The following is a 25,273-nucleotide window of genomic DNA, read 5'->3' as shown; positions in this document are numbered from 1 at the left end:
GTCTAGACGTTCGCGCGAATGATCGGGCCGCCACTTGGCGGCCTGACTGTTTTGGCCAACAGGTCAAAGGACGCGATTTCCCCAGAAGAGCCGAGGGCACTTTCACGAAACACAGCGTTTCCAAATCGAGCCAGTTCATGCACTTGCATCCATCGGTCCGGATGGCTTAAGTGCCTTCCCGGCACTCCCGCTCAAGATCCCAAGGACACACCATGGCCTACAACATTGTCACGATCGCCGGCAGCCTGCGCAAGGACAGCTTTTCGCTCAAGATCGCCAATGCCCTCGCCAAGCTCGCACCTAGCTCGCTCAAGCTCGAGGTCGTCACGCCGGCGGGCATTTCCTTCTTCAACCAGGACCTCGAGGGCGCGCCGCCCGCCGACTGGCTGGCCTTCCGCGAGAAGCTTCAGAAATCTGACGGCGTCATCTTCGTCACGCCCGAATACAACCGCTCGATCCCGGGCGCGCTGAAGAATGCCATCGACGTCGCCTCGCGGCCCTATGGCAAGAGTTCGTTCAACGGCAAGCCGGTCGGCATCATCTCGAATTCGCCGGGGCCGCTCGGCGGGGTCAGCGCTGCCAAGCATTTGCAGACCATCCTGCCTGGTATCAGCGGCCCGATCATGCAGCAGCCGGAGGCCTATCTGAACGCCGTGGGCGACGCCTTCGATGCCGAGGGCAATCTGACCAAGGAGTCGCTGAAGCCGGTGCTGCAGGCCTATCTCGACGCCTTCGCGGCGCACGTGGCGAAGCATCACGGCTAATCCAAGTCGCCGGCGGCTAGACGCCAGGTCCTGATCTTGAGGAGGCGCGTCAGCGCCGTCTCGAAGGATGGCCGCGGGGACAGCGGGGCCTTCATGATTCGAGACGGCCGCTATGCAGCCTCCTCACCATGAAGGTCAGATCCTCGTCAGCTAGGGCCGATTAGCACTCCCTTAACCAACCTGTCCCATCTTCCCAAGATGGTCTCCCGCGCGCGCCTGAAATCGATCCTGACCGGCCTTGCCCTGTATGCGATGGCGGCGGCCATCGTCGGCTATTTCGGCGTCAACGCCTACACCGGCAAATACGGCCTCAATGCCCGCCAGGAGCTCGATCAGGAGATCATCGCCCTGACCAGCGAACTGGCGCAGCTCAAGCGCGAGCGCGCCCGGAGCGAGCAGCGCGTCTCTTTGCTGCGCACGTCGAGGATTGATCCTGACATGCTGGACGAGCGGGCGCGCTACCAACTCGACTATGTCAATCCGCATGATCTCGTTCGGATGATCCCGGCGAAATAGCGTTCTCGCTGCCGAGCGGTCGTGACATGATCGGCCATGGTGTCTTGGTCGAAACGGTCGGGGCGTCGGGCGTGAGTCCCAAAAGATGATGCTCGATCACGACCCGCAGACCAAGAAGCTCCCGAAGAGGGTCGGCTTCTTCTGATTGGGCGGACGGAGAGGGCGGCGTCATTTCGGCATCGCCCGTCCTCCCCATTTCTTGACGCGGTCACGAATCTGCGCGTGCGGCAGCCTTGCATCGAATTGTTGCCCGATCGGCGCCAAAGATTTTCCAATATTACGATCACGTTGCAGTGCGGCATAATGAAAGTCGTGCCATGCCGCCGCGGTGCTTTCCAACGGTGTTTGACTTGGGTTAGAGAGGGCGAAAGTTTTCTCTGACCCGGAATTCCCATGGCCGCACCCAAGAAAGCCGCCGCAAGCACTCCACAGGACAAGGCCGACGGCGGTCCGCCCCCGGAATTCACCAGGGAGCAGGAGCTCAAGGCGCTCCGCGACATGCTCCTGATCCGGCGCTTCGAGGAAAAGGCTGGCCAGCTCTACGGCATGGGCGCGATCGGCGGTTTCTGCCACCTCTATATCGGCCAGGAGGCCGTGGTGGTCGGCATGCAGATGGCCCTGAAAGAGGGCGATCAGGTCATCACCGGCTATCGCGATCACGGCCACATGCTCGCCACCGGCATGGACGCCAACGGCGTGATGGCCGAGCTCACGGGCCGCCGCGGCGGCTATTCCAAGGGCAAGGGCGGCTCCATGCACATGTTCAGCAAGGAGAAGCACTTTTACGGCGGCCACGGCATCGTCGGCGCGCAGGTCTCGCTCGGCACGGGTCTCGCCTTCGCCAATCACTATCGCGGCAACGACAATGTCAGCGTCACCTATTTCGGTGACGGCGCGGCCAACCAGGGTCAGGTCTATGAGAGCTTCAACATGGCGGAGCTCTGGAAGCTGCCGGTGATCTACGTCATCGAGAACAACCGCTACGCTATGGGGACCTCGGTCTCGCGCGCCTCGGCGCAGCAGGACTTCTCCAAGCGCGGCGCCTCCTTCAACATTCCCGGCAAGCAGGTCGACGGCATGGACGTCCGCGCCGTGAAGGCTGCGGGCGAGGAGGCGGCGGCCTGGTGCCGTGCCGGCAAAGGCCCCTACATTCTCGAGATGCAGACCTACCGCTATCGCGGCCACTCGATGTCCGACCCTGCAAAATATCGCACGCGCGAGGAGGTCGAGAAGATCCGCCACGACCAGGACCCGATCGAGCAGGTACGTAACCGCCTCTTGGCGGCCAAGGTCAGCGAGCAGGATCTGAAGGCGATCGACGCCGAGGTGCGCGACGTCGTCAACGCGTCCGCCGATTTCGCCCAACATGATCCCGAGCCGGATGCCGCCGAGCTCTGGACCGACGTTTACCGCTGAACGCGCGCAAGCTTTCTTTTGGAGTCGATATGCCAATTCAAGTGCTGATGCCCGCGTTGTCGCCCACGATGGAGAAGGGCAACCTCGCCAAATGGCTGAAGAAAGAGGGCGAGACGATCAAGTCCGGCGACGTCATCGCCGAGATCGAGACCGACAAGGCGACGATGGAAGTCGAGGCAACCGATGAGGGCACGCTCGGCAGGATCCTCATTCCCGAGGGCACCGCCGACGTTGCCGTCAATACGCCGATCGCGACCATCCTCGCCGATGGCGAGAGCGCCGCCGATCTCGCGAAGGCCCCAGCGCCGGCCAAGCAGGAGAAGGCTGCGGAGTCCGCGCCGCCCGCCGCCGCCAAGTCCGAGGCCCCCCAGCCCAAGGCGGCGCCGTCCGCGCCGCAGCCCGTGGCCGAGCCCGATCCGGAGGTACCCGCCGGCACCGAGATGGTGACGCAGACCATCCGCGAAGCCTTGCGCGATGCCATGGCCGAAGAGATGCGCCGCGACGGCGATGTCTTCGTGATGGGCGAAGAGGTGGCCGAATATCAGGGTGCCTACAAAGTCACGCAAGGGTTGCTTCAGGAGTTCGGCGCCAAGCGCGTGATCGACACGCCGATCACCGAGCACGGCTTTGCCGGTGTCGGCGTCGGTGCCGCGATGACGGGCCTCAAGCCGATCGTGGAGTTCATGACCTTCAACTTCGCCATGCAGGCGATCGATCAGATCATCAACTCCGCGGCCAAGACGCTGTACATGTCCGGCGGCCAGATGGGCTGCTCGATCGTATTCCGCGGGCCCAATGGTGCCGCTGCGCGGGTCGCAGCCCAGCACAGTCAGGATTACTCGGCCTGGTATTCGCACATTCCCGGCCTCAAGGTGGTCGCGCCGTATTCGGCGGCCGATGCCAAGGGGCTGCTTAAGGCCGCCATCCGCGATCCCAACCCGGTGATCTTCCTCGAGAACGAGGTGCTCTACGGTCACACCGGCCAAGTACCCAAGCTCGACGATTTCGTGATTCCGATCGGCAAGGCGCGCATCGTGCGCTCCGGCGGCCACGTCACCATCATCTCGTGGTCGAACGGCATGACCTATGCGCTCAAGGCCGCCGACGAGCTCGCCAAGGATGGCATCGAGGCCGAGGTGATCGACCTACGCACGCTGCGCCCGATGGACACCGAGACCATCATCAACTCGGTCAAGAAGACCGGTCGTGCGGTGACGGTGGAGGAGGGCTGGGCTCAGAGCGGGGTCGGCGCCGAGATCGCCGCGCGCATCATGGAGAACGCCTTCGACTATCTGGACGCGCCGGTTACGCGGGTCTCCGGCAAGGACGTGCCGATGCCCTATGCCGCGAACCTGGAGAAGCTCGCGCTGCCCTCGGCAGCGGAAGTCGTCGAGGCCGCCAAAGCCGTCTGCTACAGGTAGACCATGGCGGGCCCCAAGGAGCAGCCACTGCCGCCCGACGTCATGACCCGCGAGGACGCGGTCGAGATCCTGCGTGTGTTCGTGCTGGACGGTGGGCTGTCGATGGCGTTCCAGCGCGCCTTCGAGGAGCCCGACATGTGGGGCCTGCTGCTCGTCGATCTCGCGCGCCATGCCGCGCGCGCCTATGCGCGCGAGAGCGAATACACCGAGGAGGATGCCTTGAACCGGATTCTGGAGATGTTCCAGGCCGAGATCGAGCGTCCGACCGACACCGGCAGCACGACGCCACGCGGCAAGGGGCACTGACGTGGCCATCGAATCCTATCACTACGATTTTATGCTGGAGGCGATCCGCGAGGCGGAAACCTCGATCGCGCAGGGCGGCCTGCCGATCGGTGCGGTGCTGACGCGCGACAACAAGATCATCGCCCGCGGTCACAACAAGCGCGTGCAGGAGAACAACGTGATCCTGCACGGCGAGATGAGCTGCCTGCGCGAAGCCGGCGCGATCACGTTTCATGACACCGTCATGTACACCACCCTGTCGCCATGCTCGATGTGCGCCGGCGCGCTGGCGCTGTTCAAGGTCAAGCTGGTGGTGATCGGGGAATCTGTCACCTTCGAGGGATCCAAGGACATCCTCGACAAGTTCGGCATCCCCTGGATCGACCTTGCCGACGACCGCTCCATCACCATGATGAAGAATTGGCGTTCCAATCCCGCCAATGAGCGTCTGTGGCAGGGCGACATCGGCAACTAAACCTGGTCTGTTCGTCTTCGCTTCAGGAGACGACGTTTTGAGAAGTTCTTCGTGAGGTCAGCATGCCCATCAACATCCTGATGCCCGCTCTTTCGCCGACGATGGAGAAGGGCAACCTCGCCAAGTGGCTGAAGAAGGAGGGCGACAAGGTCAAATCCGGCGACGTCATCGCCGAGATCGAGACCGACAAGGCGACCATGGAGGTCGAGGCGATCGACGAAGGCACGATCGCCAAGATCCTGGTGCCCGAGGGCACCCAGGACGTTCCGGTCAACGACGTGATCGCGGTGCTGGCCGGCGAGGGCGAGGACGTGAAAGCCGCGGGCGCCGCGAAGCCGACCGCCTCGGCTGCACCGCCCAAGACCGCTGAGGCACCTGCTGCCGCGCCGGCACCGGCACCTGCGCCGGCCGCACCCAAGGCGACGCCGGCTGCCGCCGCACCGGCTCCGCCGGCTGCAGCTCCCGCCGCGCAGGGCAACGGCCATGGCGGCCGCGTGTTCTCATCGCCGCTCGCGCGCCGTATCGCGAAGGAAGCCGGCATCGATGTTGCGATGATCACGGGCACTGGCCCGCACGGCCGCGTGGTCGCGCGTGACGTCGAGCAGGCCAAGTCCGGCAAGGGCCTCAAGGCTCCCGCCGCAGCACCGTCTGGGGCGCCCTCGATCGCGCCGACCATGTCTGACAAGCAGATCCTGTCGCTGTTCGAGCCGGGCTCCTACGACATCGTCCCGCATGATGGCATGCGCCGGACCATCGCGCAGCGCCTGACCGCATCGATCCAGAACGTCCCGCACTTCTATCTCACCATCGATTGCGACATCGGCAAGCTGCTGGCCGCGCGCGAGGAGATCAATGCGGCTGCTCCCAAGGACAAGGAGAAGAAGCCGCTCTACAAGATCTCGGTCAACGACTTCGTCATCAAGGCGATGGCGGTCGCACTCCAGAAGATCCCGAACTGCAACGTCAGCTGGACCGAAAGCGGCATGGTCAAGCACCACCATTCCGACGTCGGCGTTGCCGTCGCGATGCCAGGCGGCCTGATCACGCCTATCATCCGCAAGGCCGAGACCAAGACGCTCTCGACCATCTCCAACGAGATGAAGGACTTTGCCGCGCGCGCCCGCTCGCGCAAGCTGAAACCCGAGGAATACCAGGGCGGCACCACGGCCGTCTCCAACCTCGGCATGTACGGCATCAGTCACTTCACCGCGGTGATCAATCCGCCGCACGCGACCATCCTCGCGGTCGGCACCAGCGAAGAGCGTCCCGTCGTGCGCGGTGGCAAGATCGAGATCGCAAACATGATGAGCGTGACCTTGTCCTGCGATCACCGCGCCATTGACGGCGCGCTCGGCGCCGAGCTGATCGGCGCGTTCAAGCAGCTGATCGAAAATCCCGTCATGATGATGGTCTGACGCGGCGGCAGAGGGGGCAACGTTGCATGTCCGTACCCGCTGGCCATGGATATCGCTGCTGCTTGGGGGGATCGTCGCGCTCAATCCGATCGGGCTCGATTTTCTTCAGTCCGCCTTCCTGTCGGCAGAGCAATTATCGCGGAACATCGCTCAACCCATTGTGTTGAGCGCGCTGGCTATTCTGGTCCTGGTCGGGATCATCGAATGGCTAGTCAGGTTTGTTGTCTTCAAGCGCCGCGCTCGCGGCGCCTCTTGAATTGAACGGGAGCGCCATGGCCGATACATCCTTCGACGTCATCATCATCGGCTCCGGTCCCGGCGGCTATGTCACCGCGATCCGCGCCGCACAGCTCGGCTTCAAGACGGCGATCGTCGAAAAAGCGTATCTGGGCGGCATCTGCCTGAACTGGGGCTGTATTCCGACCAAGGCGCTGCTGCGTTCGGCCGAGATCTACCACTACATGCAGCACGCCAAGGATTACGGCCTGTCGGCAGAGAAAGTGTCTTTCGACCCGAAGGCTGTGGTGCAGCGCTCGCGCGGCGTCTCGAAACGACTCAACGACGGCGTCGGTTTCCTGATGAAGAAGAACAAGGTCAGCGTGATCTGGGGCGCGGCGTCGATCGACGCGACCGGCAAGGTCACTGTGAGTAAATCGGACGTCGAGGGCCCGAAGGGCACGTTGGGCGAGGGGAGCTACCAGGCCAAGCACATCATCGTTGCGACCGGCGCGCGGCCGCGCGTGCTGCCCGGGCTGGAGCCGGACAAGAAGCTGGTCTGGACCTATTTCGAGGCGATGGTGCCGGAACGGATGCCGAAGTCGCTGCTGGTGGTCGGCTCCGGCGCGATCGGCATCGAGTTCGCCTCGTTCTTCCACACCATGGGCTCCGACGTCACGGTGGTCGAGGTGCTACCCCAGATCCTCCCCGTCGAGGACGCCGAGATCGCGAGCCTGGCGCGCAAGCGCCTGGAGAAGCAGGGCATCAAGATCATGTCCTCGACCAAGGTCACCAAGCTCGAGAAGAAGGCCGATAGCGTCGTCGCCACCATCGACGACGGCAAGGGCAAGCCTGTGGCGACCGAGTTCGAACGGGTGATCTCCGCTGTCGGCGTGGTCGGCAACGTCGAGAATCTCGGCCTCGAAAAGCTTGGGGTGAAGACCGATCGCGGCATCATCGTGGTGGACGGCCACGGCAGGACCAACGTTCCTGGCATTTACGCCATCGGCGACGTCGCAGGTCCCCCGATGCTCGCGCACAAGGCCGAGCATGAGGGCGTGATCTGCGTTGAGGCAATCAAGGGTCTCAATCCGCATCCCATGGACAAGAACATGATCCCGGGCTGCACCTATTGCCATCCGCAGGTGGCATCGGTCGGGTTGACTGAGGCCAAGGCCAAGGAGAGCGGCCGCGAGATCCGCGTCGGCCGCTTCCCCTTTGTCGGCAACGGCAAGGCGATCGCGCTCGGCGAGGACCAGGGCCTCGTCAAGGTGATCTTCGACAAGAAGACCGGACAGCTTCTCGGCGCTCATATGGTCGGCGCTGAAGTCACCGAGCTGATCCAGGGCTACGTCGTCGCCATGAACCTGGAGACCACGGAAGAAGAGCTGATGCACACAGTGTTCCCGCATCCGACGCTGTCGGAGATGATGAAGGAAGCCGTGCTGGATGCTTATGGACGGGTGCTGAATATTTGAACGCTCGCCATGACGACCAAAGAGCTGTTCTCCAGAATAAGAAGGAAACCACCCCATGCACGACAACGACAACCTCACCATCGAACGTCCGACCTTCGTCACGCATCTCGAATGCGCGATGGAAGGCGATCATTACGCCCCCGACCAGGTCCACAATCTCTCCAAGGCCGGCAAGCCGCTGCTGGTCCGCTACGACCTCACTGGGGTGAAGAAGGCGCTGACCAAGGACGCCCTGGCCCAGCGTCCCGCCGACATGTGGCGCTACCGCGAGCTGCTGCCGGTGCGCAAATGCAAGGACATCGTCTCACTCGGCGAGGTCACGACGCCGCTGATCCGGCTGCCGAAGCTCGGCGCCAAACTCGGCGGTGGCGAGATCATCGTGAAGGACGAAGGGCGCCTGCCGACCGGCTCGTTCAAGGCGCGCGGCCTCGTGATGGCGGTGTCGATGGGCAAGGCGCTGGGCATCAAGCACATGGCGATGCCGACCAATGGTAACGCCGGCGCCGCGCTGGCGGCCTATGCGACCTCCTGCGGCATCAAGACAACGATCTTCTGCCCGGCCGATACGCCCGAGGTGAATGTCAGCGAGATCGAGCTCCAGGGCGCGACCGTCTATCGCGTCAACGGCTATATCGACGATTGCGGCAAGATCGTCGGCGAGGGGAAAGCAAAAGTCGGCTGGTTCGACACGTCGACGCTGAAGGAGCCGTACCGCATCGAGGGCAAGAAGACGATGGGCCTCGAGCTTGCCGAGCAGCTCGGCTGGGACGTGCCCGACGTGATCTTCTATCCGACCGGCGGTGGCACCGGCCTGATCGGCATGTGGAAGGCGTTCGACGAGCTCGAGAAGATCGGCTTCATCGGGTCCAAGCGTCCGCGCATGGTCGCGGTGCAGGCCTCGGGCTGCGCGCCGATGGTGCGGGCCTATGACGCCGGCGCCGAGCATGCGACGCGCTGGGAGGATGCCCACACCATCGCCTCGGGCATTCGCGTGCCGCAGGCGATCGGCGATTTCCTGATCCTGCGCGCGGTGCGGCAGAGCAAGGGTTTTGCCATCGCGGTCGACGACGACAAGATCTCGTCGGCGCTGAGCGAGGTTGCGCGCGAGGAGGGACTGCTGTTGTGTCCCGAGGGCGCCGCCACCTACGCTGCCTACAAGCAGAGCCTTGCCGATGGCCGTGTCAGCAAGACCGACCGCGTCATGCTGTTCAACTGCGCGACCGGACTGAAATATCCATTGCCGCCGGTCACCCGGACGCTCGATCGCCACAAGCCGATCGATTACACGCAGTTCTAGCGCGGCAATACGCCACGAACGATCCCTCTTCCCGTACGCGGGCAGAGGGTCACAATAACAAAGACATCGCTGGGGAGAGGACTATGAAGGCCGCTTGGGCTGCGCTGATTGCCATTCTCGCTGTTGCAGGCGCCGCGCGCGCTGACGACTATCCCACGCGTCCCATCACCATCATCGTGCCATTCGCGGCCGGCGGGCCGTCGGATGCAATGGCGCGGGTGCTTGCGGAGCGCATGCGCGTATCGCTTGGCCAGCCCGTGGTGATCGAGAACGTCACCGGTGCGGGCGGCTCGATCGGCGTCGGTCGCGCCGTGCAATCACCGCCGGACGGCTACACCATCTCGTTCGGCCATCTCGGTACCCACGTCGCAAACGGTGCCGTCTACAAGCTCAAATACGACCTTGTCGCCGACCTCGAGCCGGTGGTGCTGTTGCCGAGCAATCCGATGATCGTGGTCAGCAAGAACGCGGTGCCGGTGACCTCGCTGAAGGAGCTCATTGAATGGCTGAAGTCGCGGCCATCGCCGCCCACGGCAGGCACGGCCGGCGCAGGCTCCGGCAGCCACATCGCCGGCGTCTATTTCGAGAGCGTCTCCGGCATCAAGCTGCAATACGTGCCGTATCGCGGCACAGCGCCCGCCCTCAACGATCTCATCGCCGGCCAGATCGATCTCATCGTCGACCAGACCTCCAATTCCATCAACCAGGTCCGCGCCGGCACCATCCGCGCCTACGCCATCACCGACGACAAGCGCCTGCCGTCGGCGCCGGAGATTCCGACCGCGGAGGAGGCGGGCCTGAAGGGTTTCAAGATGACGCTGTGGTCAGGCATGTGGGTGCCGAAGGGCACGCCGAAGGAGGTCGTGACCAAGCTCAACGCGGCGGCCGTGGAAGCGCTGAACGATCCTGGAGTGAAGAAGCAGCTCGAAAGCCAGGGCCTGGAGATGACGCCCAAGGATCAGCTCACGCCAGAAGCGCTCGGCAACCGCCAGAAGGCGGAGATCGCTAAATGGTGGCCGATCATCAAGGCGGCGAATATCAAGGTGGATTGAGGTGGGCTGCGCTGGTGTCAGCGTCGCATTCGCTGATCGCCGGACAATCACTTCATGGTTTCGTCACCTGCTGCAGCGCCACCTCCAGGCATTTCATCAGATCCGAGGCGGCAAACGGTTTACCGAGGAAACAACTTGCCCCGGCTTTAAGCGCACGCACACGCACGCTCTCCTCCGGGAAAGCGGTGATGAAGATGAACGGCGTTGACGACCCCTGCGCGCGCATCTGCGTCAGCAGATCGATTCCAGTGACCGACGGCATCTGCACGTCCGCGATCACGCAGGAGGTGTCGGTCGAATCGGTCGACCTCAAAAACTCCTCGGCGGAGGCGAATGTGTGGACGATGTATCCGCGGGATTCCAAGAGATTGTTGATCGCGGCCCGCACGTAGGGATCATCGTCAAGCACAGAAATGACCGAAGCCACTGACAAGACGTCCGCTCCTCGCCCGGAATTACGCTTGCCGTCGCTACGGCCTCACATAAACCCGCAAGGTGGACCCGCCGGTCATCGTTGGAAACTCATACTTAGGTTTGTACGTCGGGCTTGCTGGGTCGAATCCCGAGCGCCTCGCTCATCCTCACCAGGTCGGCCAGCGACTTCGCCCCCATTTTCCGCATGATTTGGCCGCGATAGATCTTGACGGTGATTTCCGCCAAACCGAGCTGGGCGGCCACTTGCTTGTTCATCAGGCCCGACGTCACCAGTGACAAGACGTCCCGCTCCCGCGAGGTGAGTGACTCGAAGCGCGATCTGACGTCCGAGACGGTCTTGTAAAGATCGCGGCGCTTGCGGTCTCGCTCGATCGCGGCCTGGACCGCGTCGAGAATTTCCTGGTCGCGAACCGGCTTGGTCAGGAAGTCGATCGCGCCGCTCTTCATGGCCCGAACAGTCATGGGAATATCGCCATGACCGGTGATGAAGATGATCGGCGTATGGATATTTGCCTTGGCAAGATCGGTTTGCAGCTCAAGGCCGCTCGTTCCGGGCAGGCGGATGTCGAGCACCAGGCAACTGGGGACTTCCGGCGGCTTGGTCTGGAGGAGTTGCGGCGCCGAGCCGAATGCTTCGACCTTGAGGCCGACCGACTCGAACAGATTGGTAAGCGCACGACGCATGGACGCGTCGTCGTCGACGATGAAGACGATTGGCTGATCGCCGTCCTCCTTGGGCGAAGGCCCCGCGCGCTCGTTCACGGTGCTTCCTCTCGATGGAGTGGCAGGGTGATCTGAAAAGTCGCTCCGCGCTCCTGGTTCGGTATGGCGGAAAGTCGTCCGCCGTGTGCCTCGATAATCGAGCGGCAGATCGACAGGCCCATGCCCATGCCGCTGGACTTCGTGGTAAAGAACGGCATGAACAGGCGGTCCATTGCCTGTTCGCAGATGCCGACGCCGCAGTCGGAGACGCTCACCAGCACCGCGCCATCGTCGTCGGCCGCTGAACGGATCGCCAGCTCGCGCGGGCGGTCATCGATGCCTTCCATGGCCTCGATGCCGTTCTTGATCAGGTTGATGAGGACCTGCTGCAATTGAATTCGATCGCCAAAGATCCTGGGCAGTGCCGACGACAGTTCCATTCGAACCGACACGGCATGGCTCGCCATCTCGCGCTGAACGAGCGCGACAGCCTCGCGCACGACCACGCTGACTTCGAGCGGAGCCATCTCGATATCGGAACGCTTGGCGAGCGCCCGAACGTGACGGATGACGTCGCTGGCACGCTTGCCGTCCTCGATGATCCACTCCACGGAGCGGCGCGCCGCCTTGAGATCGGGCGGACTGCGCTGCAGCCAGGCTAGGCAGGCGTCGGCGTTTGCGATCACGGCGGCGAGGGGCTGGTTGATTTCGTGAGCAATTGAAGCGGTCAGCTCGCCCAGCATCGTGACGCGAGTCACATGAGCGAGCTCGGCTTGCGCCTTGCGCAGCGCCTCTTCGGCGTGATCGGCCCGGATGGCCGCGGTCACGTCGGTGCAGACGCCCCGATAACCCAGAAAGGTGCCGTTGGCGTCGAAGAACGGCTTGCCGCTCGTCCGCACATAGATCGGCTGTCCGTTGCGGTCCTTGCTGCGGTAAACCAGATCGCGGAACGGGACGTGGGCATCGAGCGCCGCCCGATGTTGTCGCCATTTTTCGGGCTCGAGATCGGCGTCGGGAGCAATGTCCCAACGCGTGAGCCCGATCAGGCCCGCGGGGGCGGTGACGGTATCAGAATGTTCCGAGATGTGAGTGACGCGATGGTCTGGTCCCGTCTCCCAGAACCAGTCGGAGGCGGTTTCGGCATAGTCGCGAAAGCGCTGCTCGCTGTCACGAAGTCTGCGCTCTGCCTCCTTGGTCGCCGTGATGTCAGTCACCGACCCCACGAACTCCACGTGACCGCTCGCATCTCGCGTCGCGCGGGCGACCGCTCGGACGTACTTGATGGAACCGCCGGGCATCACCAGCCGGTATTCGTGATCGTAATCTTTTCCCTCGCGCGCCGCCCGGCCCGTGATCCGCTGCACTGCGAGCCGGTCCTCCGGATGGATGCGCTGGAGCATGAAGGGAATCTCTGGCTTGGTCCCCTCGTCGCATTGGAAGATGCGATAGGTCTCCTTGGACCATGTGATCTCGCCGGTTGCAGCCCTCCAGCCGAAACTGCCGGTGTGGCTCAATTCCTGTGCCTGGGCGAGGTAAGCTTCGCTCTGTCGCAGCGCATTCTCCGCTTCCTTGCGCTCGGTGATGTTCTCGCAGGCGACCAGCACGATCGGCCCGCCATTGCCCCGCAGCATGGTCTTGGCATTCTCGCGCACCCATAGCACCGAGCCGTCCTTGCGAACCTTCCGGATTTCCCAGGTGTGTGACTGATCAACGGTCTCAAGGCACAGCGCAACACACGCGCGTACGAAGTCGCGATCTTCCTCGAAGAACACATCCAGCACTGATCGGCCGATCAACTCCGCGGCCGTATAGCCCAGTTGCGCCGCGCCGAACGTGTTCACGTTGATCACGGTTCCGCTCGGATCGACCATGAAATACATGACCGGGTTGTGCTCGAAGACTTGCTGCCACTGCTTGACCGCCTCCAGCAGACCGGCGTCGCTGGGCTCGCTGCGCGGCTTGGGGGTGACAACTTGCCTGAGGCAGCCGGCGAGGTATTGCGCGGCTGACTTCCCGAACGTTGCTGCCCGGCCCGGCTTCATCGCAGACGCTCCCGGCGCTCTCTGCGTGAACACAAGTAGAGCACGTTGCCGCCGGAGGAGCAATTCCGGCCAAAGTCGGATGCCGGTGACGACGTTGGGCTTGGAATTGGCTGCTCGCCGTCCTGGTCACCTCAGCGCCCGATTTTTCGCGGTAGCCGTGCAACCCGCGCATCGTGCGTGGTCTCGTTGAACGCGAGCCCGCGCGAGAGCCCCCGGGCGAGTACGGGACAAACCTAGGTATAGCTCGTCTATTCCTAGTCATGGCGGCCATTTACCTCCGTACAATTGAGCGCCTCATGCCTGGCGGACTAGCCTCATGACCATCGGGAGTGTCGACCAGCCAATCGCATCGGTCGGGCGAGATCGGGTCTCAAGCCTACGGCCGAGGCCTCTCACTAACAGGCACGACCAAGGACGAGGCCGCTGCATTTCTCGACACCCAGCCGCGTTGGAGCAATTCACGACCCGCGTGAGGTCGACGGGAACCAAGCAACAAGGGAGAGAACAATGTGCAATACGTCGCAACTTCCTGAGCCTCGCCTATCCGAGTCCGAACGTTGCTCTTCAATCAAAGGCTGTGCGGTGTGTGGCGGCAAGTTTGGCCTGATCCGCTACTATTCCTGGCGCACAGCGCTCTGCTCCAAGAAGTGCGTTGATCGCTTCCGCACACGCCGCGAACGCGACCGCCGGTGGCTGTTCCGGGCTCAGGTCGCGTGAGGGCTGAACTGGAGAGCTGACTTCTAATCGCGGAGCTCGTGCGTTGAACCGCTCATGCAAGCTCTTGTGCTCGATGGTTCTCCTTGGCTCCGCTGCGACGGTCCAGGCGCAGGAGACAAGAGACGGTGCCGTTCATCGCCAGCATCCACCCCAGGACCAGGCGCTGCACGAAAAATTCTATTCGACCTGGCACATGCCGGACAATCCGAGCCTCAGTTGCTGCAGCAGCGCTGACTGCTATCCGACTGATATCAAGTACATTGACGGCCGGCTCTATGCACGGCGCAGGGAGGACGGCAGATTCATTCTGATCCCACCGCAAAAAGTGGAGCGAAACAGGGATAATCCGGACGGCCGAAACCATCTTTGCGCTCCACCGCCCGCACTTTCTCCGTTGGACAGCGTTTACTGCTTCGCTTTGGGAGGTGCCACGTGAGATTCGCGTTCGTATTGGTGAACGGCCGGACTCCGTTCCGGAAGACCTGGTGCATGCAGTGCTGCGAGCCGATCAGCAGCAGCTATCTCCGCGAGATTCGGACAGGTCTGCCTTACTGCGACTATCAGTGCTACGCGCTGTTCTGCGAAGCGCTCGCCAAAGATGGCGTGAGGGCGGCTTCATGAAATTCGTGGTGGTCAATCACGACCCCCCGTTGCCCGCCGTCACGTGCAGCACATGCTCGCGGTCAATCCGCTCCGGCTATGTCCGGCATGTGCGGACGCAGCGCCGTTACTGTGACTACGATTGCTACCGCCGCGGCGAACTCGTCACGTTTATGCGATGGTCGATGCCCGGGTGGACAGAACGGGCCGCCGAGAACGTCGAGTTCGCTGGAAACATGATCGAGACGTTGGCGGTCCTGACGGCCGTCTCGTGCTGGAGCTGCACGATACACGCCTGGACCTTCGCAAGAGCGTTGACCGGCGCATATTTGGACGGTCGCGATCTGATCACGATGGAAGGAGGTGACACCTAGCTGCGCGACTGCACGCGCGTGGAAGCCGCAGCACCGTAACCTTGCAGGCGCCGCGTTCAGCCCCGGGCGGCGTTGACTAGGGAGCAGGTGCTGCGGCCGCCACGGGTGCGGTTGCGCCAGCTTCGTGCGTGACGACGCGCTGGTCGCTCTTGCCGGCGATCATGCCGCTGTCTTCGAACCGTGCGCGGTAGACCAGCACGTTCTCGATCACGCGCTGGACGTAGTTGCGCGTCTCCGACAGCGGGATGCGCTCGACCCAGTCGACCGGATCGACCTTGGGGTCTCTGGGATCGCCACGCGCCTGCACCCATTCGCGCACGCGACCGCGGCCGGCATTGTAGCCGGCGAAGGTCATGATCTGGTTGCCGCGATATTCCGAGAACAGCGCGCTGAGCTCGGCCGCGCCCATCTGCGTGTTGTAGACGGGATCGGAGACCATCCTGTTCCAGTCATAGGTCAGGCCGAAGCGTTTGGCGGTGTCGCGGCCCGCTTCCGGCGTCACCTGCATCAGCCCGACCGCATTGGCCGGCGACTTGTCGCGCTGGTCGAACGAGCTTTCGGTGCGCGCCACCGAATAGATCACGCTGGTCTCGATCGCGGGCGCGACCTGTTTGTGCTCGGGAACGCCGATGGTGGGGAAGGCATAGTGGTCGAGCGCAAGCCCGCGTGCCAGCGCCGATTTGCCGATCTCCAGCATCACGCGCGCATCGCTGCGCCGGCCCGCGAGCTCGGCGAGGGCTTCGAGCGCCGCGAGCTCGGTGCTCTCCTTGGCAAAATCCTCGGCATAATAGAACACCACGCCGCGCTCGCCGATATCGTAGAGCATGTTGGCGGCGCGCACGCGTTCGTCCGCCAATTGCGTGTCGGCAGTGGCCAACACCGGGGAGGGCGCACGTAGCTCGATCCGGTCGAGGCCAAGCTTTGCGCGGGCGAGCTGGCCGTAATAGGCGGTCTGATAGCGCGCCGCCGCCTTGTAGCTCATGCGGGCGTCGACGGTGGCGCCCATCGCTTCGGCGGCGCGGCCGCGCCAGTAATGGGCGCGCGACAGCGCGATCGGATTGGCCGAGCCTTCGTCGATTGCGGCGAAGTGCACCATCGCCGTCTTGGGATCGTCGAGATAGCGCAGCGCGATCCAGCCGCACATGAAATGGTAGTCGACGCGGTAGACTTCCTTTTCCGGCACCGCGGCCGTGCGCACCACGTCGTAGGCGGTCTTGAACTTGCCCTGGTCGAGCAGCTTGCGTGCCAGCAGGCGGCGCTCGCGCCACCAGGCATCGGTGTCCTGCGCCGCCATCGTGTCGGGCAGGGCGGTGAGGATCACCTCGGCTGCGTCGTCGATGCGGTCGTTCTGAAGATGCCATTGGGCGCGGCACAGTACATAGCCGAGATCGCGCCGCGCCTCGGTCGAGACGTCCTCGAGATAGTCCTTGGCCTTGCTAGCCTTGCCGGTGACGGCGGCGCAGGCCTTTACGATCGCGAGCGCATCCTCGCCGAGACGTTTGGCTGCGCGTCGTGCGCCTGCGTAGTCCTTGGCGCCGAGACGCTTGTCCATGCGCGCGCGGTGATCGTCGGTGGATAGAAGGTCGTGGAACGCCGCGTAGGAGTCTTCTTCGCTCCGCTCGGACAATTCATCCGTGCGCCAGGCCTCGCGCACGAGACGCGCGGCCCTGTCGGTCTCGCCTTCAGTGAGCAGCACACGGGCCAGCGCGAACCTGCCCTTGGCGCTGGTCGGCCGGTCCATGGTGAATTTGTGCACGATGGCCGGCTCGCTCTTCTCCTGCCACAGCCGCGCCTCGGCGCGCCGGCGCAGCAGAGCGCTGCTCGGCCAGTCCGGATTGGCGGCGAGGAAGGCGGCGTAGCGCTTGAAATTCGCCGTGCTCTCGGAATGGCGCAGCATGAACCAGTCCACAAGCTTCTGTCCGGCGGGGTCAGTGATGCGGTCGCGTGCGGCGCCCGCATCCTCGGTCTTGCCCTTGCGCGCGAGGTCGATCGCATCCCTCAGCGCGGCGAGATCGCCGGTCAGCGGCGGCGGTGCCGGCTTATCCGAGGGTACCTCGACCGTCTTCTTCGACTTGCGCTTGGCTTCGGCGTGCTTGCCGTGCCGCGCCTTGGCGGCCGAGGCATGGCGGTGCTTGCCGGCCTTCGCCTCATTCGTCTTCTTCGGAGCAGATGATTTATGACTGCTCTTCGCCGCCAACGCCGTGGGAAGGAGGGCGATCGCGGCCACGGCAACGACACACGCGAGCGAGCGTAGGCACTGGTTCATTCCATGGCCCCCCTGCGAAACCACTACAAACCAAGGTCCGCGACGACATGCGGCTTGAGAATCAAAAAAAGACACCAAAACGATGTCATGACATCGTTTCGCATTTCTCACGCTCCCGCAACAATGCGGCAAAATACGGATGGGAACTCGGGAACGTGCGAAATGGTGGAAGGACAGCGCCTTTAAACCTCTGTTAGTGGGCTCTCGCAGGGGTTGTGTAGGTTCAGGACGTCAGGCCCGCCAGATTGTGCGTGTCCCTACGACCAATTCCGGTGTATTGAGTTCCATCGTTCATCCTTTCAGCCTTTGCCCTGCACCTATGCCGATTTTCAACCAGTCGATTCGGCGCAAGATCGTCGGGGTCGCCCTCGGATTGATCGTTCTCATGTTGATCACCTCGATCCTGTCGATGGTGATGTCGAGCCAGGTCGGCGTGCTCTTGGACGAGCTGACCAACCGTTACATCCCGGCCTATGGGCATCTGGCGCGGGCCAACGTCCGTTCGCTGGAACGGGCGTTGGCACTGCGGCGCATGGTCATGACCAAGATGCAGTCGCCATCGGACGAGGAGGCCTATGCGGCGCGCCTGCGCGAGTTCGATCAAACCGACCGCAAGATCGAGGAGGAAGCCGAGAGTGCACGCAAGCTCATCAACGCCATCATCGACGATCCCAGGACCCCGTCCGACTATGCCGCGCTGGCGCGGATCGAGCTCCGCATCGAGACCGCCGTCACTGAGCTGCGCCGCGATCTTGACGAGGACCACGGAAAGCTGGTCAAGCAGGTCGATGCCAAGCAGATGGCGGAGGCCCGCGGCACGCTGGAGCACATCGATGCGCTGCGCGACCAGTTCAACCAGAAGATCGATGCGATCCGCACCGACATGCTGGCGCAGGTTTTCTTCAGCACGTCGCAGGTGATCAGCCGCCAGCACCAGACGATCATCGTGTCGGGCGTCGTGACCCTACTCGCAGCGATCGTCGGATTTGCCTTTGCGCTGCTCGTGAGTAGCGGTATCACGCGCCCGGTGCGACTGCTGCTCGCTGGCACCCGCGAGGTCGAGGCGGGTCGGTTCGACAAGCCGATCACCGTTTCCACGCAGGACGAGATCGGCGAGCTTGCCGCGGCCTTCAACCGCATGATCGAGCAGTTGCGCCACAACGAACGCATCCGCGAGACCTTCGGGCGCTACATCGACCCCAAGGTGGTGCAGGGCCTGATTGACCGGCCGGAGGTCGCCATCGAGGGCCAGCGTCGGGTCATGACCATCATGTTCTGCGACATGAGCGGCTTCACTTCGATGAGCGAAGGCATGACGCCGCGCGGTCTCGTCAAGGTGATGAACCACTATTTCACGGTGATGTCCGGCCCCATCCGCAGCAATCGCGGCGTCATCGACAAATATATCGGCGACGCCATCATGTCCTATTGGGGGCCGCCCTTTATCGAGGAGGACGAGCAGGCGATGCTCGCCGGCCTTGCCGCCATCGAGATGGCCGATCAGGTGCCCGCGCTCCAGAAGCAGCTGCCGGATCTGCTCGGCATCCGCGCCATGCCGGCGCCCTGCGATCTGCGCATCGGCATCGCCACCGGCGAGGTCCTGACCGGCAGCATCGGCTCCGAGCTGATGATGAGCTTTACCGTGATGGGCGACGCCGTGAACCTCGCCTCGCGGCTGGAGGCCGCCAACAAGGCGTATGGGACCCGCATCCTGATCTCGCAGGCAACGGCAGAGGCGGTCGGCGCGCGCCTCGAGCTGCGCGAGATCGATCGTCTCGCGGTGGCGGGCCAGAGCGCACCGCAAGCTGTTTTCGAGGTGATGGGCAGGGCCAACGCACTCACCGATGCCCAAGCGAGCCTGCGCACGCACTATGCCGAAGGTCTCTCCGCCTATCGCGCCCGGCGCTTCGGCGATGCCCGCGCCGCCTTCAACGCCGCGCTCGAAGCGGTCCCGGGCGACGGTCCTTCGCGCACGCTGCTCGGCCGCATCACGCAGTTCGAGGCCAACCCGCCCGACGGCGGTTGGGATGGCGCCTGGCGGTTGGAGCAGAAATAGCCGTGCCTGCCGTCCTTCGCCGCAGACCGGGAAAAACGATTCTGGTTCATAACGATGTTCGCCGTGACCTATTTCCCGGGCTTAGGCTTGATGTCCTTGAGGCGTCTGATGGGGACACGCCGATGACACATCTTGAGGACAGGCTCGAACGGTTCGAGACGCTCACCGCGGAGTGCGAGCTGATCGCCAAGCTCGCGACCGACAGCGCCAAGCGCGAGTTCTATCTGAATCTCGGAGAACAGTACCGCCAGCTGGCGCTGGACACGCGGCAGGCGATCGCGACCAGGGCCGCGGCCTGAGGCCGGCTGCAATCCGTTCTTAACATTTGGCGCGCATTCTCGCAGCATGCGGATGTCGCTGATCGGCGACGGTTCGTGGTGGGAAGGCCGGGATTCGTTGCAATGCAGCGCGCCCCGCGAGTGTCACTTGCCATGTTCGACGGGCAATCCCATGCGCCTCGTTGCAGTGATCACAGTCGCGCTCATGATGGCAGCCTGCAATCAGGAGCAGGACATCACCGGCTCGGCCTCGACCTGCCCGATGCGAAACTACAGCAGCTACAATCCCCGCGACATGAACCAGTGCGTCAGCGCCTGCAAAGCATGCGATCGCGGCACCACGGTGACCTGCACGACCTCCTGCACCCTCAAGGGGGCGCACTGATCCAAAGTCCCTGACGCGCCAAGCCCGGCGGTGCCTAGGCACCGGAACGATTCACATGGATTAATCATTGAGGAAGCGGGCAGGACGCGGAGTTCGATGGAATGGGTATGCTCGATCCCGGCCGGTTCCTGGTGTCGTGCTCGCATTGCGACGCCTGGCCGATGGCTGCCAACGTCAAACGTTCAAGCTGGTCGGCGTCCCCGCACGAAGTCCGCTTCGTGTGCCCGCGCTGCCGCCGCGAGGAGACCGCGATCGTCTCCGCCTCCGGCGAACTGACGCCGATCAAGCGCATCGATGTTCCGCCACGCGACGTCGCCGTTGCGTGGGCGCAAGCCCAGCGCCCGCGCGGGCGGACGTAAGTCGCCACGCACTCGCAGTCTGACGGGACGTCCCTTGATCTCCGATTTGGAACCGGGCCCACCGGCGGGCGTTTCTGCCCAACATCAACCCATCGAGGCCGGGCGAATGATCAGCGAGCACTTCGACACCCGCACACGGATCAACATGAAATTGGCGTTGGACCGGATCTGCCGCGGTCGCCCCGATGGCGAGGACTATGGCTTCCGGAGGTCGGTCGCTGAAAACATCGTCCGGTGCGCGCTTATGGGCCGAACCGGTATCGGCCAGCTCGTCGACGCCGGCGAACGGGCCGTGGTCCGGACGCGCTCCGAGAGAACGCCGGCCTGATCGTGCTGGCTTGCGTAAATCGTAAATCATCACCAGACGTGGTAAGACGACCGTCTGGAGATCACCATGGCTCTCATCCTGCCATCTCATGACGACCGTTTCCGGCTTCACCCCGTCGCGCCGCGCCTTGCGCGGATGTTCTGTTTTGCGCTGTTGGCGGTGTCAGGCGCGCTCGGAAGCTTCGCGTTCGCCTGCGCCACGCCGTTTGCGGCCTTCGCGGTTGTCGCGGCCGCGATGCTGCCGCTGCGGCCGGCACTGCTCGTCGTCACCGGCGTCTGGCTCGTGAACCAGGCCATCGGCTTCGGCGCGCTGCATTACCCTATCGACGGCAGCACCATCGCCTGGGGTTTTGCGACCGGCGCGGCCGTGCTGCTGGCGACCGCCGTTTCGTCCGCCGTGCTGCGTACGCTGCCGCAGGGCCGCAGGCCGCTGGCGCTGGCCGTCACGCTCGTTGCCGCCTATGCGGCCTATGAGCTCGCGCTGCTCGCCGCGACGCCGGCCCTCGGCGGAGAGGGCGCCTTCACCGCTGCCATCGTGACGCGCATTGGGCTCACCAGTGCCGTGTGGCTCGCCGGTCTCGTCGCCGTCTGCGAGATCGTCCGTGTGGGCGATCCGTTCGTCCGCGCGCTGCGGAATGCTTGAGCACATCCCGACGGGCAAAACACCAGGCAATTTCGGCCTGTCCCGTGTCAAGCGGCGCGTTCAAAAATATTCCGCTTTACCGAAATTCGGAAATGACGTATGTGTCGTGCATCCCGGCTCATCCGAGAGGGGCGATCATGTGTCGTGATGATCGCGGAGCCGGGCTTGCGGTGGACGCGGCAGCGTCGGGCGCGAAAGGCCAAGGGCAGGGCGGATTGCTCTCCGTGAGCCCTTGAGCTTCGCGCAGACGGACGGCGCTGTCAGGTTCGTCGCGCCAGCATGTCGATGGCAAAGTGCACAACGCCGTCGAACCCTGCGGCGCAGGCGAGCCGCGCGTACGGCAAAACCGTGTGGTCCTGGCCGTCGTTGCTACGGTCAAGCCCTGGCGGATGCGGCATGGGCGTCAACCGGCGCGGTGTCCGTGACTTCTACGAGGGCGAGGGAGGCCAGAACGAATTCGGCTCCCAGGAGAGCGCGGCATAAGCCGTCAAACCACTGCGCAGGGAAGGCCGTGTGTTGGGCTTCACCTGTATGCCGCTGTGCAGTTTTCTGCGTGTGCCTTTCGCACAGCGGACCGTGGGTGCCAGGTCAGCACCCGGCCTTCCCCTGCGCCCTCCCGGCTTTGAGGGTGGAGCGACGAAGCAAAGCTCGGGCGAAATGCGCCGCGAGGATGCGAAGGCGTGTCTGCGCGTTGAAATGCACGTCGGAGAGTTACGATATCCCCTCTCGATCCATCATTGCGATGCGCCGACGGCGGTGTGTCACACCTCCCTCGTGCTCCGGACGCCAGCGCCGGGCTTGCCTGGCGATGTGGAGCTTGTCGCGGACACGAGCGAGGTGTGCACGGACATGATCAGGCAAAGCGGGTCCCCGACTCAGTGCAGCCGCGCTTCCTGTCACCAACCAGATCCGGGCGGAGCTTCTTCGCTCCTTCAAGTCGGAGATTGGGCCTCGCCGCGAGGTATCACTGTAGGCTTATCCGTGTCTTCCGAGCCACGATTGTGCTATCCGCGCAACACTCCCCCGGATTTAACTTTGATCACCGACCGTTCGCGTCGTCGCCGCTTTTTAGCCACACCCGAACATGAATAAAATCACTCTAATGTTTTAAGGGTAGCGGCCAGTCTTCGACGGCGACGGGAAATCCCAAGGTCGATTCAAATCTTGGCTCTGATTTTTCGGGTCTGAAAGGGTTGACCGGGGAAACTGGTTTGCGATGCGCGCGAAGATCGACAAGCAGAGGCTGCCGAGCCGTCACGTGACGGAAGGTCCTGCGCGCGCGCCTCATCGCTCCTACTTCTACGCGATGGGTCTGACTACCGAGCAGATCCACCAGCCTTTCGTCGGCGTCGCCTCGTGCTGGAACGAGGCTGCGCCCTGCAACATCGCTTTGATGCGTCAAGCACAGGCGGTGAAGAAGGGGGTCGCATCGGCCGGCGGCACTCCGCGCGAATTCTGCACCATCACCGTCACCGACGGCATCGCCATGGGCCATGATGGCATGCGCTCCTCGCTGCCGTCGCGCGAATGCATCGCCGACTCGGTCGAGTTGACGGTTCGCGGCCACGCCTATGATGCGCTCGTCGGCCTCGCCGGCTGCGACAAGTCGCTGCCGGGCATGATGATGGCTATGGTCCGCCTCAACGTGCCGTCGATTTTCATTTACGGCGGCTCGATCCTGCCCGGCAATTTCCGCGGCCAGCAGGTCACGGTGCAGGACATGTTCGAGGCGGTCGGCAAGCATTCGGTTGGCGCCATGTCGGACGAGGACCTCGACGAGATCGAGCGCGTGGCCTGTCCCTCGGCGGGTGCCTGCGGCGCGCAGTTCACGGCCAACACCATGGCGACTGTCTCCGAGGCGATTGGCCTTGCGCTGCCATACTCAGCCGGTGCGCCGGCACCTTATGAAATCCGCGACGCCTTCTGCATGACCGCGGGCGAGAAGGTGATGGACCTGATCGCCTCCAACATCCGGCCGCGCGACATCGTCACCCGCAAGGCGCTGGAGAATGCGGCCGCCGTGGTCGCCGCGTCCGGCGGCTCGACCAATGCTGCGCTGCACCTACCGGCGATCGCGCACGAGGCGAGCATCAAGTTCGACTTGTTCGACGTCGCCGAAATCTTCAAAAAGACACCATATGTCGCGGATTTGAAGCCGGGCGGCCGTTATGTCGCCAAAGACATGTTTGAAGTTGGCGGCATCCCGCTTCTGATGAAGACGCTGCTCGACAACGGATTTCTTCACGGTGATTGCCTCACCGTCACCGGTCGAACGATCGCCGAAAACCTCAAGAGCGTGAAATGGAATCCGCACCAGGACGTGGTGCACCCGGCAGACAAACCCATCACCGTCACGGGCGGTGTGGTCGGTCTGAAGGGCAATTTGGCGCCAGAAGGTGCGATCGTGAAAGTCGCGGGAATGTCCAACCTCAGGTTCACCGGTCCGGCCAGGTGCTTCGACCGTGAGGAGGATGCTTTCGAGGCGGTCCAGAAGCGCACCTATCGCGAAGGCGAAGTCATCGTGATCCGCTACGAGGGGCCGAAGGGCGGTCCCGGCATGCGGGAAATGCTCCAGACCACCGCAGCGCTGACTGGCCAGGGCATGGGCGGCAAGATCGCGCTCATCACCGACGGCCGCTTCTCCGGCGCGACTCGCGGCTTCTGCATCGGTCATGTCGGGCCCGAGGCCGCGATTGGCGGCCCGATCGGGCTGCTCGAGGACGGCGACATCGTCGAGATCGATGCCGTCGCCGGTACCCTTAACGTAAAATTGAGCGACCAGGAGCTCGCCCAGCGCAAGACCAAATGGGCACCTCGCGCGACTAACCACACGTCGGGTGCGCTCTGGAAGTATGCTCAGCAGGTTGGACCAGCGCTCGGGGGGGCGGTGACCCATCCGGGCGGCGCGCACGAGAAACAGTGCTATGCGGACATCTAGGCGTGCCATAGTTGCGTTTGTGTTGGGGGCTATAGCGCTGGCCGCACCGGCGCTCGCCTTCGACGGTGCGCCGGTGAACAAGGACGCGACCATCCCGGTCGTGACCACCTTGCCGGGCGCCGCGAATACGGTTCGCAGCCGAATTCCGCCGGCGGTCGTAACCCAGGAAACCTCGCTTAGCGCCCTGCAATATGCCGCCGAGGGCGGCCACCCCATCGCGCAGTGGAAGCTCGGCCGCATGTACGCCAATGGCGACGGCGTCGCCCAGGACGATCTGCGCGCCTTCGAATATTTCAGCCGCATCGCCAATGCGCATGCCGAGGACAGTCCGTCGGCGCCGCAGGCGCAGATCGTGGCCAACGCCTTCGTCGCGCTCGGCCGCTATTATCTCAGCGGTATCCCGAACTCGAAGATCAAGTCGGATCCGGAGCGGGCGCGGGAGATGTTCTCCTATGCCGCGTCTTATTTCGGCAACGCGGACGCGCAGTATGATCTGGCCCGCCTGTACCTGAAGACGCCGGACGCCTCGCGCGAGGATTTTCGCTACGGCGCGCGCTGGCTCGGCCTCGCCGCACAAAAGGGCCAGCATCAGGCGCAGGCCCTGCTTGGCCAGATGCTGTTCAACGGCGACCGCCTGCCGCGGCAGGTCGCGCGCGGCCTGATGTGGCTGACGCTGGCGCGTGACAGCGCCGGGGCCGAGGAGACCTGGATCAAGGAAAGCTATAACCGCGCCTTCGCCAAGGCCTCCGACGACGACCGCGCCATGTGCCTGCAAATGCTGGAGCAGTGGGTGCAGGGCCGCCGGGAGTGATCTGC

The 25,273-nt window shown here is 63.7% G+C and carries 24 protein-coding genes; 20 read left to right on the top strand and 4 right to left on the bottom strand.

What is annotated here, in order from left to right:
* Positions 1-212: 212 nt before the first annotated feature.
* The 11 genes from IVA96_RS17160 to IVA96_RS17110 all read left to right on the top strand — a co-directional run bounded on the left by IVA96_RS17160 (position 213) and on the right by IVA96_RS17110 (position 10,335).
* Positions 213-764: an NAD(P)H-dependent oxidoreductase gene (locus IVA96_RS17160; RefSeq protein WP_247275982.1), complete on the top strand. Its 552-nt coding sequence runs from the start codon at positions 213-215 to the stop codon at positions 762-764.
* 198 nt (positions 765-962) lie between these two features.
* On the top strand, positions 963-1,280 hold the full coding sequence (locus IVA96_RS17155) for a septum formation initiator family protein (RefSeq protein WP_008567889.1): 318 nt from the start codon (positions 963-965) through the stop codon (positions 1,278-1,280).
* A 393-nt stretch (positions 1,281-1,673) separates the two neighbouring features.
* Positions 1,674-2,696, top strand: a complete 1,023-nt coding sequence (gene pdhA / locus IVA96_RS17150) for a pyruvate dehydrogenase (acetyl-transferring) E1 component subunit alpha (protein ID WP_247275984.1) — start codon at positions 1,674-1,676, stop codon at positions 2,694-2,696.
* 29 nt (positions 2,697-2,725) lie between these two features.
* Positions 2,726-4,117: a pyruvate dehydrogenase complex E1 component subunit beta gene (locus IVA96_RS17145; protein WP_247275985.1), complete on the top strand. Its 1,392-nt coding sequence runs from the start codon at positions 2,726-2,728 to the stop codon at positions 4,115-4,117.
* A gap of 3 nt (positions 4,118-4,120) precedes the next feature.
* Positions 4,121-4,423, top strand: coding sequence for a DUF5076 domain-containing protein (locus tag IVA96_RS17140; protein WP_247275986.1), 303 nt, complete (start codon positions 4,121-4,123; stop codon positions 4,421-4,423).
* A 1-nt stretch (position 4,424) separates the two neighbouring features.
* Entirely contained in the window at positions 4,425-4,877 is a 453-nt protein-coding gene (locus tag IVA96_RS17135) for a nucleoside deaminase (RefSeq protein WP_247275987.1), read from the top strand.
* A gap of 62 nt (positions 4,878-4,939) precedes the next feature.
* The gene (locus IVA96_RS17130) at positions 4,940-6,292 is read left to right on the top strand and encodes a pyruvate dehydrogenase complex dihydrolipoamide acetyltransferase (RefSeq protein ID WP_247275988.1); all 1,353 of its coding nucleotides are present in this window, start codon (positions 4,940-4,942) and stop codon (positions 6,290-6,292) included.
* Between the two features lie 22 nt (positions 6,293-6,314).
* Positions 6,315-6,548, top strand: a complete 234-nt coding sequence (locus IVA96_RS17125) for a hypothetical protein (protein WP_247275989.1) — start codon at positions 6,315-6,317, stop codon at positions 6,546-6,548.
* Between the two features lie 16 nt (positions 6,549-6,564).
* A complete protein-coding gene (gene lpdA / locus IVA96_RS17120) occupies positions 6,565-7,986 on the top strand; it encodes a dihydrolipoyl dehydrogenase (RefSeq protein ID WP_247275990.1) in 1,422 nt (473 codons plus the stop codon).
* Between the two features lie 55 nt (positions 7,987-8,041).
* Positions 8,042-9,283: a threonine synthase gene (locus IVA96_RS17115; protein WP_247418374.1), complete on the top strand. Its 1,242-nt coding sequence runs from the start codon at positions 8,042-8,044 to the stop codon at positions 9,281-9,283.
* Positions 9,284-9,366: 83 nt separating this feature from the next.
* A complete protein-coding gene (locus IVA96_RS17110; RefSeq protein WP_247275992.1) occupies positions 9,367-10,335 on the top strand; it encodes a tripartite tricarboxylate transporter substrate binding protein BugD in 969 nt (322 codons plus the stop codon).
* A 52-nt stretch (positions 10,336-10,387) separates the two neighbouring features.
* On the opposite strand, the gene IVA96_RS17105 is transcribed toward IVA96_RS17110, so the two are convergent.
* The 3 genes from IVA96_RS17105 to IVA96_RS17095 all read right to left on the bottom strand — a co-directional run bounded on the left by IVA96_RS17105 (position 10,388) and on the right by IVA96_RS17095 (position 13,514).
* Positions 10,388-10,768 carry a response regulator gene (locus IVA96_RS17105; protein ID WP_247275993.1) on the bottom strand — a complete coding sequence of 127 codons (381 nt, stop codon included), beginning with the start codon at positions 10,766-10,768 and terminating at the stop codon, positions 10,388-10,390.
* 95 nt (positions 10,769-10,863) lie between these two features.
* A complete protein-coding gene (locus IVA96_RS17100) occupies positions 10,864-11,532 on the bottom strand; it encodes a response regulator transcription factor (protein WP_247275994.1) in 669 nt (222 codons plus the stop codon).
* Entirely contained in the window at positions 11,529-13,514 is a 1,986-nt protein-coding gene (locus tag IVA96_RS17095; RefSeq protein ID WP_247275995.1) for a PAS domain S-box protein, read from the bottom strand. The genes IVA96_RS17100 and IVA96_RS17095 overlap by 4 nt, the downstream gene beginning before the upstream one ends.
* A gap of 1,334 nt (positions 13,515-14,848) precedes the next feature.
* On the opposite strand from IVA96_RS17095, the gene IVA96_RS17090 reads away from it, so the two are divergent.
* The gene (locus tag IVA96_RS17090; RefSeq protein ID WP_247275996.1) at positions 14,849-15,205 is read left to right on the top strand and encodes a hypothetical protein; all 357 of its coding nucleotides are present in this window, start codon (positions 14,849-14,851) and stop codon (positions 15,203-15,205) included.
* 76 nt (positions 15,206-15,281) lie between these two features.
* On the opposite strand, the gene IVA96_RS17085 is transcribed toward IVA96_RS17090, so the two are convergent.
* Entirely contained in the window at positions 15,282-17,471 is a 2,190-nt protein-coding gene (locus IVA96_RS17085) for a lytic transglycosylase domain-containing protein (RefSeq protein ID WP_247418370.1), read from the bottom strand.
* A gap of 319 nt (positions 17,472-17,790) precedes the next feature.
* Here IVA96_RS17085 and IVA96_RS17080 point away from each other — a divergent pair, with 319 nt between their 5' ends.
* The 8 genes from IVA96_RS17080 (at position 17,791) to IVA96_RS17045 (ending at position 25,268) form a co-directional block, all read left to right on the top strand.
* Positions 17,791-19,527, top strand: coding sequence for an adenylate/guanylate cyclase domain-containing protein (locus tag IVA96_RS17080; protein WP_247275998.1), 1,737 nt, complete (start codon positions 17,791-17,793; stop codon positions 19,525-19,527).
* 122 nt (positions 19,528-19,649) lie between these two features.
* Positions 19,650-19,826, top strand: coding sequence for a hypothetical protein (locus tag IVA96_RS17075; RefSeq protein ID WP_247275999.1), 177 nt, complete (start codon positions 19,650-19,652; stop codon positions 19,824-19,826).
* A 151-nt stretch (positions 19,827-19,977) separates the two neighbouring features.
* Complete coding sequence (locus IVA96_RS17070; RefSeq protein WP_247276000.1) at positions 19,978-20,190, top strand: hypothetical protein; 213 nt, start codon at positions 19,978-19,980, stop codon at positions 20,188-20,190.
* A 101-nt stretch (positions 20,191-20,291) separates the two neighbouring features.
* On the top strand, positions 20,292-20,549 hold the full coding sequence (locus IVA96_RS17065; protein WP_247276001.1) for a hypothetical protein: 258 nt from the start codon (positions 20,292-20,294) through the stop codon (positions 20,547-20,549).
* Positions 20,550-20,583: 34 nt separating this feature from the next.
* The gene (locus IVA96_RS17060; RefSeq protein ID WP_247276002.1) at positions 20,584-20,877 is read left to right on the top strand and encodes a hypothetical protein; all 294 of its coding nucleotides are present in this window, start codon (positions 20,584-20,586) and stop codon (positions 20,875-20,877) included.
* Positions 20,878-20,943: 66 nt separating this feature from the next.
* The gene (locus tag IVA96_RS17055; protein WP_247276003.1) at positions 20,944-21,519 is read left to right on the top strand and encodes a hypothetical protein; all 576 of its coding nucleotides are present in this window, start codon (positions 20,944-20,946) and stop codon (positions 21,517-21,519) included.
* A 1,216-nt stretch (positions 21,520-22,735) separates the two neighbouring features.
* Positions 22,736-24,457, top strand: a complete 1,722-nt coding sequence (gene ilvD / locus IVA96_RS17050) for a dihydroxy-acid dehydratase (protein ID WP_247276004.1) — start codon at positions 22,736-22,738, stop codon at positions 24,455-24,457.
* Positions 24,444-25,268: a tetratricopeptide repeat protein gene (locus tag IVA96_RS17045; RefSeq protein ID WP_247276005.1), complete on the top strand. Its 825-nt coding sequence runs from the start codon at positions 24,444-24,446 to the stop codon at positions 25,266-25,268. Before ilvD ends, IVA96_RS17045 begins: the two co-directional genes overlap by 14 nt.
* The last annotated feature ends 5 nt before the right edge of the window (positions 25,269-25,273 follow it).

It is taken from the genome of Bradyrhizobium sp. 159 (genome assembly GCF_023073795.1).
Taxonomy (GTDB): Bacteria; Pseudomonadota; Alphaproteobacteria; order Rhizobiales; family Xanthobacteraceae; genus Bradyrhizobium.
Note: the sequence above shows the minus strand (reverse complement) of the source record. Positions and strands in the feature narration are given on the sequence as shown.